At 59.3% G+C, this 18,243-nt stretch carries 11 protein-coding genes and 3 pseudogenes; 5 read left to right on the plus strand and 9 right to left on the minus strand.

What is annotated here, in order from left to right; translation table 11 throughout:
- On the plus strand, positions 1-1,374 hold a 1,374-nt coding region (locus tag GGD65_RS38040; RefSeq protein WP_246783558.1), incomplete at its 5' end, for a Ulp1 family isopeptidase.
- 171 nt (positions 1,375-1,545) lie between these two features.
- On the opposite strand, the pseudogene GGD65_RS38045 reads toward GGD65_RS38040, so the two are convergent.
- The 3 genes and pseudogenes from GGD65_RS38045 to GGD65_RS38055 form a co-directional block, all read right to left on the minus strand.
- Positions 1,546-2,091: pseudogene (locus GGD65_RS38045) on the minus strand (transposase); the annotation flags it as partial.
- A 7-nt stretch (positions 2,092-2,098) separates the two neighbouring features.
- On the minus strand, positions 2,099-2,407 hold the full coding sequence (locus GGD65_RS38050) for a hypothetical protein (protein WP_409362781.1): 309 nt from the start codon (positions 2,405-2,407) through the stop codon (positions 2,099-2,101).
- A gap of 723 nt (positions 2,408-3,130) precedes the next feature.
- Positions 3,131-4,681, minus strand: coding sequence for an acyl-CoA dehydrogenase family protein (locus tag GGD65_RS38055; RefSeq protein WP_183238540.1), 1,551 nt, complete (start codon positions 4,679-4,681; stop codon positions 3,131-3,133).
- Positions 4,682-5,158: 477 nt separating this feature from the next.
- On the opposite strand from GGD65_RS38055, the gene GGD65_RS38060 reads away from it, so the two are divergent.
- On the plus strand, positions 5,159-5,776 hold the full coding sequence (locus GGD65_RS38060; RefSeq protein WP_183238541.1) for an alpha-L-arabinofuranosidase C-terminal domain-containing protein: 618 nt from the start codon (positions 5,159-5,161) through the stop codon (positions 5,774-5,776).
- A gap of 492 nt (positions 5,777-6,268) precedes the next feature.
- On the opposite strand, the pseudogene GGD65_RS40630 reads toward GGD65_RS38060, so the two are convergent.
- A pseudogene (locus GGD65_RS40630) lies at positions 6,269-6,698 on the minus strand (alpha-N-arabinofuranosidase); the annotation flags it as partial.
- On the opposite strand from GGD65_RS40630, the gene GGD65_RS38065 reads away from it, so the two are divergent.
- Positions 6,591-6,851, plus strand: a complete 261-nt coding sequence (locus GGD65_RS38065; protein WP_183238542.1) for a hypothetical protein — start codon at positions 6,591-6,593, stop codon at positions 6,849-6,851. The pseudogene GGD65_RS40630 and the gene GGD65_RS38065 overlap by 108 nt on opposite strands.
- A gap of 64 nt (positions 6,852-6,915) precedes the next feature.
- A pseudogene (locus GGD65_RS40635) lies at positions 6,916-7,215 on the plus strand (transposase); the annotation flags it as partial.
- A gap of 756 nt (positions 7,216-7,971) precedes the next feature.
- Here GGD65_RS40635 and groL read toward each other — a convergent pair.
- Both groL and GGD65_RS38075 read right to left on the minus strand, forming a co-directional pair.
- Entirely contained in the window at positions 7,972-9,612 is a 1,641-nt protein-coding gene (gene groL, locus GGD65_RS38070; RefSeq protein WP_183238543.1) for a chaperonin GroEL, read from the minus strand.
- A gap of 84 nt (positions 9,613-9,696) precedes the next feature.
- A complete protein-coding gene (locus GGD65_RS38075; protein WP_183238544.1) occupies positions 9,697-10,011 on the minus strand; it encodes a co-chaperone GroES in 315 nt (104 codons plus the stop codon).
- A 1,081-nt stretch (positions 10,012-11,092) separates the two neighbouring features.
- On the opposite strand from GGD65_RS38075, the gene GGD65_RS38080 reads away from it, so the two are divergent.
- Complete coding sequence (locus GGD65_RS38080) at positions 11,093-11,740, plus strand: FkbM family methyltransferase (protein WP_183238573.1); 648 nt, start codon at positions 11,093-11,095, stop codon at positions 11,738-11,740.
- Between the two features lie 693 nt (positions 11,741-12,433).
- Here the strand turns inward: GGD65_RS38080 and GGD65_RS38085 are convergent.
- The 3 genes from GGD65_RS38085 to GGD65_RS38095 form a co-directional block, all read right to left on the minus strand.
- Positions 12,434-13,600, minus strand: a complete 1,167-nt coding sequence (locus tag GGD65_RS38085) for an acyl-CoA dehydrogenase family protein (protein WP_183238545.1) — start codon at positions 13,598-13,600, stop codon at positions 12,434-12,436.
- 2,502 nt (positions 13,601-16,102) lie between these two features.
- Positions 16,103-16,840 carry a carbonic anhydrase gene (locus GGD65_RS38090; RefSeq protein WP_183238546.1) on the minus strand — a complete coding sequence of 246 codons (738 nt, stop codon included), beginning with the start codon at positions 16,838-16,840 and terminating at the stop codon, positions 16,103-16,105.
- 10 nt (positions 16,841-16,850) lie between these two features.
- Entirely contained in the window at positions 16,851-17,606 is a 756-nt protein-coding gene (locus GGD65_RS38095) for a thermonuclease family protein (protein WP_246783564.1), read from the minus strand.
- Positions 17,607-18,243 lie beyond the last annotated feature (637 nt).

Genomic DNA, 18,243 nt, shown 5'->3' on the forward strand with positions numbered 1-18,243 from the left:
CAGATGCGAGACGATGCTCAGTCAGCGGCGGCGGGTGGGGCTGCCGCCAGACCGCCGGTCTTCACTGAACTATCAGACGCGCCAGCTCAGTCGTCAGACATCTACCGCGGTCTCAACTCTTTCGTTGATCTGCCCTACACACCGCAGCAGATGCGAGACGATGCTCAGTCAGCGGCGGCGGGTGGGGCTGCCGCCAGACCGCCGGTCTTCACTGAACTATCAGACGCGCCAGCTCAGTCGTCGGACATCTACCGCGGTCTCAACTCTTTCGTTGATCTGCCGTACACACCGCAGCAGATGCGAGACGATGCTCAGTCAGCGGCGGCGGGTAGGGCTGCCGCCAGACCGGCGCTCTTCACCGAACCATCAGACGCGCCAGCTCAGTCGTCGGACATCTACCGCGGTCTCAACTCTTTCGTTGATCTGCCCTACACACCGCAGCAGATGCGTGACGATGCTCAGTCAGCGCCGGTGCTCAGCCCTCCCGGTAAACCCGCGTTCTTCGTCGGGCTGTCGGGCGAACTGCAGGAGCTTGAGGACATCGGAGATCGAGTCGACAAGGATTGGCAGGATGGCTCCCAGCCGGTGCCGGATTTCTTACTCGATGTCCTGGATAACATCGGGGTCCTGCCGACCCAGTTCAGCGGTCCAACCCAGGTCTCCATCAACGATGAGACCCGCTCGATCACATCGGGGCGGCGAGGACGCCGCGGTACGCAATTCATCCATCATCCTCGCCCGTCCCCTGTCCCGGGTGCTCAGATCGGCCCCTCGGCTACCGTTGCCTCTTCCGGCCACCGCAGCGGACCCATGCTGGCCCCCACGCAGTGGCTGGGTGACGAGCATATTCAGCGGGACTATGAGCTCCTGGCGCAGGAGTTGCAGCAGAGCAATCCGCATCTCGCCGCCCGGACGCGGTTCGTGGATCCCTTGATAGCCCAAATGTTGCGATCCCCCTCCAAGGAGGTCGCCGAACGAGCATTAGGGTGGGTTCGCCATGATACAGCCGACTTCCTGTTCCTGCCGGTAAGCGATGCCAGCGATGCGGATAGACATCAGCGCGGCAGTCACTGGTCGCTGCTGCTGGTCGATCGCCGCGATCAGGGCCGGCCGGTCGCCTATCACTATGACTCCACCCGGGGATACAATGACAGGCCCGCAGCGGAACTCGCAGGACGGCTCGACGCTAGCCTGCAACAGGCCCCGATAAGACAGCAGCAAAACGGTTATGACTGCGGCGTCTTTGTCGTGGACGGCACCCGGGAACTGGTTAGGCGCTTGGCAGCAAGAAGGCCGGACCTGAACCTCAACAATCTTGTCATCAGTCGCCAGGCACTGCGGGACCGACTAGGCGCTGGTGTCGGCCTCAACTGAACAGGGTGCGCGACCGAGTGAAACGCTGTTCTCGCCGATCGAAGATCCGCAATCGGTGTATTTGCAGGGCATCATAGTGTCTCACGTGAGGAGCTGAGTAAGCACACGACGAAGACCGCCTGATTGAGCATGCGCGCGGCACAACGAGCTCTATGATCGGTTGTGTGAAGGTCACGCGGCTTGCTGACCGGCGGGCTTATCGGCCTGACGGAGGAGCTTCCATTCCCAGGGCAGCAGTTCGTGCAGGCGTGTCGCGGGAAGATCGGCGATCCGGGCCAGGACCTCGGCGAGACAGGCCTTGGGCTCGACGTCGTTGAGGCGGCAGGTCGTGATCATCGGCAGTACGATGGCGGCACGGTCGGCGCCTCGCTGGCTACCAGCGAAGGTCCAGTTGCGCTCCCAAGGCGATGCCTCTCAATGCGCGCTCAGCGCAATTGTTGTCAAGCAGATCCTGCCATCGTCGAGGAAGCGGGCGAAGTCGTCCCAGCGCCTGAGCATGTAATTCATAGGCTTCAGGACCTCGGAGGAGCGCGAGAGGGTTTCGCGCCCGCGCAACAACCAGGCGTGCATGTGCTCAAGAAGCGGCTTGCTCTTTTGGTGGCGCACGGCGCGCCGCTCGTCGGCGTCCCGGCCGTTGATGGTGCGCTCGATCTCGAACAACGCATCGAGGCGTCTGACCGCCTCCAGCGCGATCGGAGAGCCCGGTTTGCCCTGCACCAAGGCGTCAACCGAGCGGGTCGAGATGACGGCGGTGAGCGCCTTCTGGGCCATGCGCGGCGGCTCCAGGAAATCCGGAAAATAGGAGCGTTTGCGCTGCTTGAGGACCCGAAGCTCGATCGTGCCGGCCCGGGTCTCTCGAGGTCAGGTCGCGGCAACCGTTGCGTTCGGCCAGACGCTCGGGGGTCTTCTCGCCATAGGCGGCGCCGGTCTGGCAATCCATTTGCGGCTCAATCACGGGCTGGGCGGCAAAGCCGATCATCTCGCGCAACAGATCGGCATCAGAGGTCTTCTCCACGAGCGTGCGCAGGTTCATGGGCGGCTTTGCTCTACCGAGCTACACTATCACTCGGAACACGGCGATGAGCTGATGATCGCCTTGGACGAGTGTCGCAAGTTTAAGGGCGGTTATCGAATGGCTCGATGATATTGATCCTAAGCCAGACCGTCAGACGGCTTACACATGGCTGATGGGCTCAGTATACTGCTTCGCCGCTCATGCCCGAAACAACATGAAGCTTCATGGCATGGCTAAGTCATGGCGATCATCTCGCTGCGGCATGCGCTTCGACGCCTCGTTCTAATGGAGCGAAACGGTACCAGGAATGAAGGGCGTCGGGCTTTTGAGTGGAGGGCGGCACTTCACGGGTACATAGCGCTTCTCAGGCGCAATACGAGAAATGTAGGAACACGCATCACGATCGCGCAGTCGTCAGCCGCGAAAGCACGGTGGCGTCAGTATCGACCATGGGGGACCGCGAAGCGGTGGCTGGCCATCATCGATAGGGTAGGGAGCGTGCTGAAGTTGTTCGACGCGGCCCATTCTTCTGAAGCGGCGCCGGGTCGAGGAGCGGATCGGGTCCTCCTGAACGCGAAAGCCTTTGCTGCTGCGGTGCGCCGGGAGCGAGATTGGCTTAGGCCCTCATAGCAGTCTGCCGGAATTAGACGTGGCAGTGCTCAGGGATGCTTCGCCTCTCCGCAGCTGCATCATCGCGCGCGGGCCCACCAGGTGGGAAAGACCTCCGACATCCGCCAGATGTCAGACATACTGCACCAGTCTAAGGTAATCGTCTGCGAGGACAGGTGAGCGAATAGAACAAGCCGCGTCTTCAAGGAAGTTGGTCAGAGTCCGACTAGCCCGATTGCGGACTTCGACAGATTGCCGGATCGGCGCGCGAGTACGGAGGGTTGCAAGTTCGGAACTGACCAGGTCAGCCGCTGCTTCGGCGCAATCTGAGGCAGAGAAGCAACCAGCAGACATGATAGCTTTTGCCAGTGCCAACGTGGTGAGCCAACCCGCATAGATCAGCACGGCCCCGTCTGTCTCATTGAGCCCAGAGAGCTCCTCAATTGCAGCAGCATGGACTGATGCCGCTCCAACTGACCGAAAGAGATCGGCTATTTCGTCACGCGTGGCTTTAGAGAGGAGGCAGCGGCCAAGATGTGATAGGAGCGCTTCAGTCGGACCTTCGAAGATGCGAAGGATGCGAGCGTCTCGATAGATTTTCGCTAAAGGCGCTCCCTCATCGTAACCACGGCCACCTAACAGCTGGACGCATTGATCAGCAACAAGGCCGCACCACTCCGAGGACAAAACCTTCGTTGCCGACGCAAGGTGGACGTTCGGCGCGCCCTGCGCTGAAACAAGTCGGCAGGATGCGGCCAGCATCGCCTTCACGACTTCCCGCCGCAGCACCATCTGTCCAAATAATTGCTCGATGTAGCTGTTCTCGATCATACGCAGTTTACCGAACCGGCGATGGCTTGCATAAGAGGCTGCTACCTGGATAGCGCGCTCAAGGGCTCCAAGACCCATAGCAGCCACACCGATACGGCCGCGGTTCATACTAGATGCCGCCGCGCCCCAGCCGTCTTGATCGCGAGAGAGCACGTAAGAACGCGGCACCTCGACATCGTGGAACTCCAGGGTATTTTGAATGATGCCACGTAGACCGAGTGTGCGATGCTCGTGCGTGACCTTTAGGCCTGGAGTTTGCCTGTCAACGAGTACACCAACGAGCCGACCTTTCGCATCGGGTCCAGACGCGCGCGCAAAGCAAACGATCCAGCGAGCCCAGTCAGCGAGGCCGATCCAGATCTTGCGGCCAGAGATACGAACTTTATCTTCGCGCATGAGAGCCGAAGCCTCTATGTGCCTCGGGGCCGAGCCAGCTCCGGGCTCAGTCAAAGCGAAAGCGCAGAGATCGCCGCGTGTTGCACCCCAAATGATATGCTGTTGTTCGGGGATGTGCGGTGCCGCTTGGATGCAGGGCAAGGCCAGGAAATTATGGATGACGAGGGTAGAGGCAGCGGAGACATCGAAAGATGCAGTGGCGGAGATGAGATTGATGGCCTCCTGCAAGGGAAGAGCTAATCCGCCATGCTCCCCTGGTGTGGTGAGCCCGAACAGTCCATGCCTTGCCAATATGCTGTGTAGGGTCGGAGGGAATGCTCGGCGGTCATCCGCGTCAGCGAAATTCAGCTTACTGAGGTCAGCGATCAAACTGGAGTATAGTGCAGCCGCACGGCCCTCGGCTCTGCGTTCCTGCGCCTCGCTAAATTGGGCGTAAACTTGAGTATAGATAGTCATAAGGCCCACAATGAACCCGGTCGCGCTTCTTGCCAATTCATCCCCGTGGCTATCTCGGTTACACATTGGTATAGTGTGGATGCAAGCGCAGCATCAGCACGTTCTCCGGTATTCGAATTGCGGCCGCTGCGCTTGTCGATATAACCTATCGGAGCCACGCGCTGGTAGGGCGCGCCGCTCTCGAACGGGCCGATTGCTTGTCGGGCGACAGACGATGATGGTATGATGTCGTGCAGGCGCAGAATGCGGCGGCCTGAAAGTTTGTCGTACGCCGTGCAGGTAATCTGGGCCGGGCGCGGCGGCGGACGCGCTGATCGCGGCAGGGGACTATCACCCATCACTGCCATGGCCACGATCATTGGCCCTGGTACGATCGGCAGCGCTCACATCTTTGCGATGTGCTCACGCTCTCGGCATAATAGCGTTCGCGAAAATCATGCTCAAGCAAGAGCCTAAACCGCGATCACGATTGATCCTTTGGCCGGTTCATCGTTGCGCGACATGCCTAGTTTCGGCCAATGGGAGGAAACGGTCCTCGAACACTCCTTCGACTACGTCGACCACATTTCAATCCATACTTATCTCGGGAATTACAGTCACAGCGCCTCATTTCTCGCGAGCACCGACGTGATGGACGGCTTCATCGATGAGGTCATCGTCCTAGCTGATGCGGTTGCGGCCAAGCGGCGCTCCAAAAAGCGTCTTATGCTGAACGTCTGGTATCGAACGCGCAACGAGGTTGCCCCGGCGGTAGACCGCTGGCCAATGGCGCCCCCGATCCTTGAGGAAATTTATACAATGGAGGACGCCCTCGCCCTCCGGCGGCACCTGCATTCCCTGTTGAATCACGCCGATTGGGTGAGAGTTGCCTGCCTGGCGCAACTCGTGAACGTCATCGCGCCGATCAGGACTAAGACAGGCGGAGGTGCGTGGCGCCACACTATCTTCTTTCCTTTTTCGCATATGAGCCGCGTTGGTCGCGGAAGCATTTTGCACGCGCAAGTCGAGACGGAAGCCTGCTATGCGTCGTACAACAATACTGACGGTAGACTGGTCGGACTTTTCCAGCGCCTGATGTGCCGTATCTCAAGATAGCGGCAGTCGCCGAACAAGGTGGCGGCTTGTCGCTCTTTCTGCTCAATCGTGATCTGAAGCAGGAGATGGAGGTGAGCGTCGAGGCCAGAAGCTTCGTTCCCCTGACAGTTCACGAGCGGCTCGAGCTCCGGCACGATGATCTGATGGTGGCAAATACCGAGAATGCGCCGGACAAGGTCAAGCCGGCGCCCTCGCAAAGCGCGGCCTTTGCCCGCGGGAGGTTGCGACGCTCAAGCCGGCGTCATGGAATGTGTGATCTACCTTGCGCCACGTTGAGAAGATGAAGGGCCCGCGAAGGCGGCGCGGCCAAGATGATGCGACGGGTGGATCCTACCATCGAACTTGCGGTGTGCGGCCTCGGCAATGAGATGGCGGGCTGTGGCAGATAGCGCAAAACAGTGCCGCCGCTTACGGGGTAGTTGCAAGAGAGGCCACCACAGCTCGATCCCATGAGGTCGTCCGCCAGCCGAGCTTGCGGCGGAGCTCCGATCACGCAGTTCCTCCGGGATGGTTGCAGTATTCGACCAGATTGCGAGCGGCATCGCCGCCGCGGGTCCCCAGATTGACGGCAATCATTGGCGCGACATCGGCCGCCGTGCACCAGTCCGTGAAATTCATTGGTGCCGAAGCTGTTCGGCTCGGTGCTGAACCAGGCCAAGTGGAGGCGCGCCGGCCTCGTCTCTAGTGGTCCAACGCCGTCCTCCCAATTGTAACCGGAGACGAAATTGCCGCCAGGATATCGAACGAGGGTCGGACCGAGCTCCTTCACCAGCGACAGCACGTCCTTCCGAAAACCTCTTTTGTCTGCGCTCCGATGGCCGGGCTCGTAGATGCCACTATAGATGCATCGGCCCAGATGTTCGACGAAAGCACCAAACAGACGAGGGTCCGTGTGACCAATGGTGAAGTCGCGATCGATCAGAACCTTGGCTTTCATCATATTCTTCTCGGCTGGCCTTCGGCTGATGATAGTTACGACGTGGCTGATGGTGTGCGAAAGGAACGAATCAAAATTCGTGCCGACACCGGAGAGAACTCCATGAAGCCGATCCGCATCTATTGTGGGAGTTGCTGAGTGCGGGCCTTCGGCAGCGACGTCGGGAGATACCGGAAAGGACCCATAAGGAATTGGGATGTCGACGATCCGCATCGAGCAGGGCAGCGAGCTAGTCTCGCGCAATCTTCTGAGGGCTACAGCAAGGCGTCACACTGTGTTTGGCGGCCCGGCAAGCCAAACGACAGTGCGTCCAGGCCCTTCAACGGTCGCTTCCGGGCCTAATGTCTCAACGCCCACTGGTTCCTGTCCCCTGCGGACGCCCAGGAAAAAGTGGAGACTTGGCGCAAATTATTATAACGACGAACGGCCCCATGGGGCGATCGGCAATCGACCGCCGATTTTGCTGCACAACCACCTCGGCGCAACCAGCCCGCCAACGTGATAAGGCGAAGAACTCTAGTTTTGGGTGGTCCAAACTTCGGTCTCGCTACAAGAGGCGTAAAACTCTAGTTTTGAGTAGTCCAAAGTTCGGTCCCGCTGCATCCTCACAAAAAGTCATTCCCCGTGATCTGCTTGGCCGTATGCTCAACAGCGTCGATTGCGCAACCTGCTGACACACACTCTCTGTAAGACAGATATCATGGTAGGACGCTGCGGCGAAGTTGGCGGCCCCTAGGCGAAGCGGAGGCCATCCGCGGAAAAAAATAGAGCGTACAGTAAATCATGACACTTCGGCAGGATATCTCGTGGTTTTTGATGATGCGCATTCTCGCTGAGGGGTTGCAAATAAGCCTCTCGCCATCAGATGTAAGTGCGAGCCAGGAAAGGGCATGTGGGCGCTTGGGTCCACGCGTCAGGACAGGAAAGTAGGCAAGAGGGTCGAAAGCGGTAGGCGGCACCGGATAAACCCAGACGAAGGGTTCGAACACTCGGCAGAGGCAGCTTCGTGAGACTCAAATAGCGACAGGCCCATTTCCATCGCAGTGCTGGACCCGTTTTACCTTGGCCAAGGCTCTGTCGCCGCCGAAGGAAAAGTCACAAGCAAGTTCGGTCTGGACTCTACCGCCGTTCATACGGATTAGCCGATGGGTTCGGCCTTTGGCGCGGCTTGCTAGGGCTACGTTGCAAGCTCGCCGAAGCAAAACCCTGGCATTCGTGCCAGGGTTTTGCACGGTCATCGACACTTTGAGAGAGTGGATCAGAAGTCCATACCGCCCATGCCGGCGCCCGGGGGCATCGCGGGACCGGCGCCGCCCTTCTTAGGCAGCTCGGCGACCATGGCTTCCGTTGTGATCAGGAGCGCGGCCACCGAGGCAGCGTTCTGGACCGCAATACGGACCACCTTGGTCGGGTCGATGATGCCCTTGGAGACAAGATTGCTATACTCGCCTGTCTGCGCATCAAAGCCATAAGAGTACTGCTCGTTGTCCAGGACTTTGCCGACCACGATCGAGCCGTCTTCACCGGCGTTCATCGCGATCTGGCGGGCCGGCCAGGAGAGCGCCTTGCGCACGATCTCGACGCCGGTCTTCTGGTCGTCGTTCTTGGTACGCAGACCCTTGAGCTGCTCGGAGGCCCGGAGCAGGGCGACGCCGCCGCCCGGGACGATGCCTTCTTCCACAGCCGCGCGGGTCGCATGCATCGCGTCATCAACGCGATCCTTGCGCTCCTTCACCTCGACCTCGGTCGCGCCGCCGACGCGGATCACCGCGACGCCGCCAGCGAGCTTGGCAAGACGCTCCTGGAGCTTCTCACGGTCGTAGTCCGAGGTGGTCTCCTCGATCTGCGCCTTGATCTGGGCCACGCGCGCCTCGATGTCGGCCTTCTTGCCGGCGCCGTTGACGATCGTGGTGTTCTCCTTGTCGATCATCACCTTCTTGGCGCGACCGAGCATGTCGAGCGTGACGTTCTCGAGCTTGATGCCGAGATCTTCCGAGATCGCCTGGCCGCCGGTCAGGATCGCGATGTCCTGCAGCATGGCCTTGCGGCGATCGCCGAAGCCCGGAGCCTTGACGGCCGCGACCTTCAGGCCGCCGCGCAGGCGGTTCACGACCAGGGTCGCGAGCGCTTCACCTTCGACGTCCTCGGCGACGATGACCAGCGGCTTACCACTTTGCACCACGGCCTCGAGCAGCGGCAGCAGCTCGTTCAGCGAGGAGAGCTTCTTCTCGTTGATGAGAATGTAGGCGTCGTCCATCTCGACGCGCATTTTGTCGGCGTTGGTGACGAAGTAGGGCGAGATGTAGCCGCGGTCGAACTGCATGCCCTCGACGACGTCGAGCTCGGTCTCGAGCGACTTGGCCTCTTCGACCGTGATCACGCCTTCGTTGCCGACCTTCTTCACGGCGTCAGCGAGGAACTTGCCGATCTCGACATCGCCGTTGGCCGAAATGGTGCCGACCTGGGCGATCTCCTCATTCGAGGTGACCTTCTTGGAGTTCTTCTGGAGATCCGCAACCACGGCTTCGACCGCGAGGTCGATACCGCGCTTCAGGTCCATCGGGTTCATACCGGCGGCAACCGACTTGGCGCCTTCGCGGACAATCGCGGCGGCCAGGACGGTCGCAGTGGTGGTGCCGTCGCCGGCAGCATCCGCCGCCTTCGAAGCTACTTCGCGCACCATTTGCGCGCCCATGTTCTCGAACTTGTCGTCGAGTTCGATGTCCTTGGCGACGGCAACGCCGTCCTTGGTGATGCGAGGCGCGCCGAACGACTTGTCGAGCACTACGTTGCGGCCCTTCGGGCCGAGCGTGACCTGCACGGCATTGGCGAGGATGTCCACGCCGCGCAGCATGCGGTCCCGCGCGTCTACTCCGAATTTGACTTCTTTGGCTGACATAAAGATTCCCTCAGTTCTTGTTTTCTCATCCTTCAGCGCGCCTAAGTGGGCGCTCGTCAGGGAGTGAGCTGTGCGAGCGCTTGGTTAGGCGGCCTTCTTCTTGGGAAACACATCGGTGAGAACGCCCATGATGTCGCTTTCCTTCATGATCAGCAGCTCCTCGCTGTTGATCTTGACTTCGGTGCCCGACCATTTGCCGAACAGCACGCGGTCCCCGACCTCGATGTCGATCGGAATCAGCTTGCCAGTCTCATCGCGGCCGCCCGGGCCGATTGCAATGACTTCGCCCTGCGAGGGCTTTTCCTTGGCTGTGTCGGGAATGATAATGCCACCAGCGGTCTTCTCATCGGCGTCGATGCGCTTGACAACGACGCGGTCGTGAAGCGGGCGGAAATTCATGCAAGTCTCCTGAGCGTTGAACAAGTTAGAGATAGTCACATTGTGACAAGCCCCATTATAGCAAGGATCAGGCCAAAAATGAGCTGAATGATCAATGCCTGCAGTTCTACTGAATCGTAGCCTGGCCAGCGTTTGTCCTTGTCCGGAAGCAAACGCCCACAGCTATACAGCCCGTCAAGCTGTTGCGAAAATGACATTGCGTTTCGTCGAAACACCCGGATTGGGCCCAGGGGTCCTCAACACTGCACGGGCGGCCGTTACACCGATCGAAGCGCCGCGTGTTTCAACGACGCCGGCTTGGCTGGCAAATGATTGCGTCGTCTGACGGCAGCATCTAGCAGTTGACGCCGGCGACCTGCACGAGACCCAATCGATGAGCAGCGCTCGATCAGTCTGACGTAGTCGCAATAATATGCCAACTATCGCGAAAACTCAGACGATGTTCCTGTTGGAGGCGGCGTGCTCCAAGAAAGGCCATCTTCGAATTGTCCGTCTCCAGACGTCTCACGGTCGCTCAAACCTGTTGCATTTACCCCGATCGAGTGATCGAAGATGATCGCTGCGGAGGCGTGCGCGCGGCAACGCGTGGGTCGGAGCTTTGACCTCATACGCTCTTCTCCGAAGGACAGATGATTCCGAAGAAGGGATCGCCCGGAGCTGCTCGCAAATGCGTCAGCGAATCTGAGATGATGACCGTCAGTCGGCAGAGCACATTTTGCGCAACTGTGATCGAGGTGATTGGCTAGCTGCTGCGCACGAAAGATCAGCCTGCCGGGCACGTTTCATAGAGAACCGACGGCTGACATTCGGCGCGAAGCCGTTCCGCCGCTCCGAAAGGCGGACCGGACACGACGATCTAACTCACAGTTGGCGCGGCTCCCAAAACAAGCGGCAGTTTGTATTGCAGGGCAGTCGCTGCAGCTCCCGGGTCGACAGGCCTCCCTTTTGGTGTTGATGGCATTAGGGACCGACGGGCATGTGAATCATATACGTTGATATACGTTGTGCCGGCGCGTCTGGCGTGTGATTTGGCGTCAAAGACGAAATTCATCCGATCTCCGCGCCCATGGAAAAAGCACCTGTGTCGTCTGCCGAAGTTCACCAGCACATTGTTTCACGTCTTCAGAAGCCGAATCCCGTCATCCTCGATATCGGCTGCAATGACGGGACCGATACGGAACAGTTTCTCAACCTCTGCCCGCAAGCTCAGCTCTACTGCTTTGAGCCGGACCCGCGAGCGATCGCGCGCTTCAAGAAGAAGCTGGGCCCTTCCCTCTATAGGGTGAAGCTGCTTGAGATCGCGATTAGTGATCGAAACGGGATGATCGACTTCCATCCAAGCAATGCAGATGGTGATGCGAAGGAATGGGACCTCTCCGGCTCAATACGCCGCCCGAAGAATCATCTTACTGAGTATGAGTGGGTTCGGTTCGATCGCCCTGTCTCGGTTGAAACGCGGCGGCTGGACGACTGGTGCAGCGAAGCCAAGCTGAATACGATCGATTTCATCTGGATGGATGTCCAGGGGGCCGAAGCGGACGTTATCGCCGGCGGCATGCAGACCTTGAGCAACACGCGCTTCGTCTACACAGAATATAGCGACCGCGAGCTCTACGAAGGGCAGTTGTCCCTCCAAGCTATTCTTGACCTGTTGCCATCATTCGAAGTGGCGGCCCACTATCCCCGCGCGGTGGAGGGTGACGTATTGCTCGAAAATAAGCGCTTCTAGTGGCGACCCATATCGGGCGCCTCATTCATTGCTGGTAAACCTGACCGGCGCGCTTAGCTGCCCAAAGCTGCACAACGGGTGATCATTCGAGCGGATAACGATGGCCGGAGGGGCGCTCCGGTTTCCGGCTGCCATTGCAGACCCCGCGCACGACATCCGCGTCGGGCGGGGAGTGGGTTTCCAACACTGCCACGATCGGAACGGTCGTCAACGAACTCGGTCTGCGCGACTCGGTACTGCGACTCTGGAAGCCCCGGCAGGAGCCGGCATCGGCGGCGTTGGGCCCGCCACGCAGGCGACGCCGATGTCGGCGCACCAGGCTTCGGAGATCGTCCGCCTACGCCAGGAGAACGAACGGCCAAGCAGGGAGCGCGATATTAAAAAAGGTCGGACTTGGGAGCTTTGTGAGTTGAACCGCGAGCCGTTGCGCTGAAATGCAAGTGGATCGTGCTCGACACGACCATGAGCGAGGCGGGGGCGTAGAGACCTATGAGAGCGCTCGAGGGTTGCTCCACGGATAAGAAGTGGTGTTTTTGAGGAGCGCCTGACTGCAAGGGTCTCTCTCTCTCTCTCTCTCTCTCTTGTCCTTTAAACAAGGCCGGCACGCCGCGAGGAACTGTAGCTGCAGACAGCATCATATCGCAGGTCCGGCCATCCGTTGCGCCGCGGCGTGTGGAACGTTTATGAACCACTTCATGGAAATCCCGGCTGTGCTGCACTTCCGAGCAGGAGTCGGCCGGCGCTTTGGAGCGTTCCCTCGTTTAAAGCCGCGTGCTGAGCAACCACGAAGCTGTCGCACATGGCCCGCGCCAGATTGCTGGTGGTAGAGAGCGACGCACTTCCAGCGAGACCGCTCGCAATGTTGCAGACCTCAGCGCTCTGCCGCGCGGCGTTCGTCGCGGCGAGTCGCATCAGCGTCGCTGTGTTCGGGTTTACCGCATCCTTGAGCGCTTCCTTCCACAGCTGCTCGGTGGCCTCATAGAAGAAGGAACGGGCGGAACGCAGCATAGCTTCGGCTCTCGCCATCTCCAGTTGGACATAGCCGCGCTCTGCCATCACGGGCGCTCCAGTGATTGAGACGCGGCTTCCGGACATGGCGATCACCTCGTTTAACGCGGAGCGCGCAATACCGATGCCGACAATCGCATGCGCCTGCGCTGCGAAAGTGACGGACGGATAACGATAGACCGGCGCGTCGAGTGTCGGCGGACCGCCGCGGATCAAGGTCCATTCCTCCGGTACAATGACATCGTTGACAATGACGTCGTGGCTGCCGGTGCCTTGCAGGCCGATGACGTCCCAATTGGGGCGGATTGTCAACTTCTCGGCCGGCATCACGGCTACACGGGCAAGGCCCCCGGTCGGATCGTCTTCCACGGTGATGCCAACGCCTATCAGATCCGCGCCCGGTGAGCCGCTGGCGAATGGCCACACGCCGTTTACGACGAACCCGTCGCTGGTTCGCCTGGCGGGCTGAAGCGGGAAAAGCGCACCTGCCAACACCACGTCAGGTCCATTCGCGTATACCTTGCGAAGCGTGTCGTCCGGAAGAGCAGCGAGGTAGCGAGCCCCATCGCCGAAGCTGGCGACCCAACCGGCGGAGCCGTCGGCTTCGGAAATGCGCTCGATTAGGCGACAAAAATCGGCCGGCGTTCGCTCCTCGCCGCCAAATCGCTTGGCGACCAAAGCCCGATAGACGCCAACGCGCTTGAAGCCCTCGATGATCTCGTCTGGAATCTTCTGCGCGCGGGCGAACTCATTTCGGCGCGCGCGGATATCGACCAGTAGCGGCGACAGATTATCCCACGTTGCAGCCGTAGCGTCGGTTTCTGAAGTGATATTCTCTGGTGGAGCGTTCATGACCTGTCCTCGGTGCCTTGAGCCGATCGATGCGGCGCTTCACTGATTTGGATTGCGCGCGCATGGCGAAGCCGGGCCGGACTTATACCCAGTCGGAAGGGATCGTCGGAACTGTCGCAGTTGATATCGACTGTGATGGGGTTACATGCGGTTGCCAGTCCAAACCACACCCAGAACGGATTGACTCAAAGAGAAGGTGTTGAGGGCCTGGAAAACTGACGGAGATATGTCTGTCGATGTTGTCATTGAGGCTGAACCGGCAAAGCGACCGATATGCGGCAGCGAGATCGATCCGCCTCTGCTGCACTATGTCTCCGACGGCTGACGGCAGCGCTTGTTTTGTCATCTCTTCTCCAACGGACGATTTGTCATACTTGGGCTCGGCGGCTCGAACCAACTGTGAATTCCTGACTTGGCGACCGCAAGGTGGCCAAAGCCTGCTGCTCTTTTCCATGCCCCAGCAATCGACGTGCCATCAATCATGGTCTGGAGGCCGTGTCTGAATCCAGCGAGATCACGTGGCTCGTGCCTCGCCGGCAGGATGCTCGCGCCTCCCGCGTCTGATTCCAGGCACAAGATGTCATCAACCGAACGCGACGGAAGGAGAGCGACTGAAGTGGACCTCGACCGCGAACCAGCCGGGCTCGGCTTGCCTGTTGGAGTTTCAGGCCCGCTCCGATCTCCCGACATTACCAAAAGCGCAATTTACCGCGTTCGCGACTGTGGATGAGCTGTTGGTTAGAAGCGGACATCAGACGGCAGGTGTTTCAACAAACGTGACGGCAGCGTCAGGGCTGCCATTGCAATCAAGTCGCTGTCCTATGTACTGAAGAGTGCCGCCGCTCATGCAAGCGAAAGGCAAAGCTTCCTGGATGCTTTGAGTTTTCAAGGTGCGCCAGCAACGGTCCGCCTGTTCCTGTTTTGTCGTACCAAACGCAACAGATCGCACACATTCCTGACGTGACTTACCCTTTTCGGCGCCTCTCTCTTCAGCGCCAGATGCCTCAGATCATGACTGAGCTTGTCCAAATCGCCAGCAACAGCGACACGATTGGCTGCTCGTCCTTGCTGCTGAGATCAGTGCTGTACAGGACTCTGAGATAGGAGGGGCGCGTCCGGGGGGGCGTGATTCGGGCGCCGAAACTGGAAGTCTTCTCACGGTCGCTCCGGTACGCACCGTACGCTTATGATGCGATCAGATCACTCTCGCTGAGAGTGTGCATTGTCTGGCTCAGTACGAAGCTTGCGCTCATGGCGGAGCCAAATCTGCCAAATAACCACCCAGGGCGGAACCGTCTGCGCCGCAACGGTAACTTCTTTCGCATTCCTTCGGAAAGGCCATTAGGTGCGAAGAACTGGCGGCGCAGGTGTCTCCGCGTGGCGCTGACGTCAAGGTATGCAGCGGCATCACTGATATGGACGCGCAGGCCTTGGTATGCTTGTTCTGCCTGGCGTATATCCTATGGAATGACGTCAAGCGCGAGCCGGTTTCCGGCGTTGAGAGATCGGAGTGCGCTTGCTCGCGATATGTACCCCAGCCGGGGACTTGTCCGCCGGACGCCAGTACACGACGGATGACGCCGACGGCGCTCGGCGTCTTTTGACAAGCGCGCGTTCGATCTTCCTGCAAATGCGTGGCGCGCCAGTCATACGAGAAAGTTTGTGCGACGAAGGCTCGATCGCGCGCTGCCGCGGGGCCGGGATAGTTGATCAACAGATACGCCGCGACCTGCCAAAATCGAAACCGAAGCGCGGTCATCTACGTAATCGAAGCACTCCAGTCGCCAATCATGGTGACGACTCAATAAGCGCCGGACTGGCTGCAGTTGTGCGTCCTTCGGGGAAGGAAAAACGCGCAGGCCTCGGCTCGTGGCTGGTTGACGCGAGACAGTTGCCTCCGGCCGCTTTGAAAGAATGGACGGCAGATCTTTATCTTCTTTTTATAGCCATCACAGTCGTTCACCATTGATGGCAGATGCGGGGGAGACCGTCCGGTCCCGACGCGAGTAGCATTTTTCTTTACATCCGCCGGATGGGTAGTCTTGGTGGTCGTAATCCTGCTCTATGTGATCTTTCTTCGGCCCTAGCTGAGCCTGGTGATCATAGCAGGACCAGAGGGGGGCTGCCGGATCGCGGGTGAGAGCAGCCGGAATTGTCGCGTGTTCCGTTAGGCCGAGAGCTCAGCCCCTGCATGCCTCGCACCGTGATCTGCCGCTTGCACCACCTCTGCTGGCCTAGCGCATCAACGGGCAGGCATGAATAGTGTCGCCCGCGGTATGAGTGTTTCTTGGTGCTGGCCTCGCGTTGCCAACATGAGCACGTAGAATACGATAAGAATTAAGAGGCCGCGCATACCAAAGATCGTCTCGAAGCTAAGATAATTGTGGATCGGATTGTATTCGGTGCATTTGATGCAGCCGAAACGTGAGCGAATCGCACGGAACTCGACCGAAGCCCTACATCAGGCGGCAAACGACCAGCCGGCCGGCGAAGGTGCCGGCGTCAGCTCAGCAAATCGACCCTGCCGGTGTCGAGCCGATACAGGCCCCCGACGACCTTCAGTCTGTTCTGCTCAACTGCCGTGTTCAGAATCGGCCCCGTCGATTTTAGTTTGTTGACGTTATCGATTACATTTTGTCGGGTTGCTAGGACGAACGTGTCACCGGTTTGCTGGCGAGGTACTTTTACCGCAGGCGCAAGCGCAGCGACGAGGGATGAAATGTGCCCCGGCGGCGGCTTATCGTCGTGGAGCGACTTGATCGTGGCGTCTATCGCACCGCAATGGTCGTGGCCAAGTACCAGGATCAGCGGCGTGTTCAGCACGGCCACCGCATATTCCATACTGGCGAGCGTGTCATCGTTGGCGAAGTTGCCGGCGACGCGGCAGACAAACAGATCGCCAAGTCCGCTGCCGAAGACAAGTTCAGGCGCTACGCGAGAATCGGCGCAGCTCAGAACCGCGGCATATGGATTTTGCCCATCCGCCAAAACCTGGCGCTCGCGCTTGAAATCGTCGCTTCGTGATACGCCCTGGACATAGCGATCGTTCCCTTCCATCAGCCGGTTCAGGGCAGTCTCCGGCGAGATCAGGTTATCTGGCTTGGGCGGCGTTTTTGCTTCCTTCGCAGCGACAATGTTGTTGCCGAGCCGCAGGCAAACTGACGAAATAGCGAATTGCAACAGCGAGCGGCGCGAAGGCGCGATCTTGGTCAGATAGGTCGGAGAATGGCCTGCATGCATGCATCTCACCTCATCGCGCGGCTTTACGCCACCCGGTGGCTTCGGCTTCCGCTTCGCTGCAAAGCCAGCGTTCACCGGGCTTCTTCGTCATGTCGATTTGTTCGTAACTGAGTTGCCCGGGCAGGTGAAAAATGCGCTCGCCGTTGCGGTCTACGGTGCCCTTTATCAGACACTCGGACGAGGGCGGGTCCGATAGCAGCGCGGATCCGAGCAGGAGTTCCTGAGCGTCGATCGGAACGGAGCTCGCGCCGATGATGATCGTCCCCTTGTTGCGGCGACGCCAGTCCCAGGGCGCGATGAACGCCCCCGACCACAGCCCCGCATACGCTTTGCTCGCCACAACCTCATAGACAACGTAGGTTTGGGTAGAAGGACCCGACGATAATGCCCAGCCGGAGCGTACCATCCAGGCGTTCACGTCCTCGCCTTCTATGAAGCAACTGCCACGTGATCTGCCGTATTCATCAACTCCTGTGGTATGACAATCCCACGTTCGTCCGTTCGAATGCTTGATCAGCTCGTCGCGAGCAGCTACGCCGCAAGTCCATTTCCGACCGTGGGCGTCGAGGCAAATCTGGTCAGTCTCAGGAGCTTCGATGCCTGAGAGCCGAAGCTTAGTTTGCTCGATCTGGATCGTATTGCCGTCGAGGATGCGAGGAGGGCCGCTGAGCTTCGCTGCGCAGACCGGAGATGTGATGACAGCGAACAATGCGACCATCATTACGCGGTGTTTCATCTCAACAATAACCTCTCGCTCTTGATCCATGTTCACGCACGATCCGGCGCTGCCACATTCGACTGCTTAAACGCTATGTCCGTTATTCGGCCGACATCTTTCGACGTTTGCTCTATGAAAGCGTGGCCGTCATTTCCAAGCTACGACCTGACGCTGCGTGAGGTTCAAGCGATTTCTTCCGGTGTGCGTGTCGCGGTACCCTTCGAACCTCGCTGGGCTCTCTCTCTCTCTGGGCGCGCACTGCACCCTCTCGACCTGAGAGGAGGAGATCCCCATCGCTCGGCCGCGAACTCGGTGCGGGAGAAAGCCGAACCTCGGAACGCTGTTTCTCACGCGGTCGAAGAACAAAAGTCGCCTGTGAATCTTGAGGGTCGAGTGGAAGTCAAGTGGGAGGAGCAATCTGGCTATGCTTTGTGGCGGCCACCATCGGCAAGGCTGCCGAGGGTTTCAGCAAGAGCGATGCATTTCGCCGTAACTTCTCGTCAGCAAAGACTGATGTTCGAAAGAAACCTGGTCTTGCTTCTTCTGAAATCTGGACAAAGCCGCCACGGAGTTCTGCTCAATGCCCGTTGCGCAAAATGAACCGGTATCGTTTACGCAAACCGCGCAAGACCCGGAGGCCTCTTTCGGAGAGTCAACCGGGGTGGTCGTTGATGCCAATTCCATT

The sequence above is a fragment of the Bradyrhizobium sp. CIR18 genome, from assembly GCF_014198295.1.
In the GTDB taxonomy this organism is placed as follows: Bacteria; Pseudomonadota; Alphaproteobacteria; order Rhizobiales; family Xanthobacteraceae; genus Bradyrhizobium.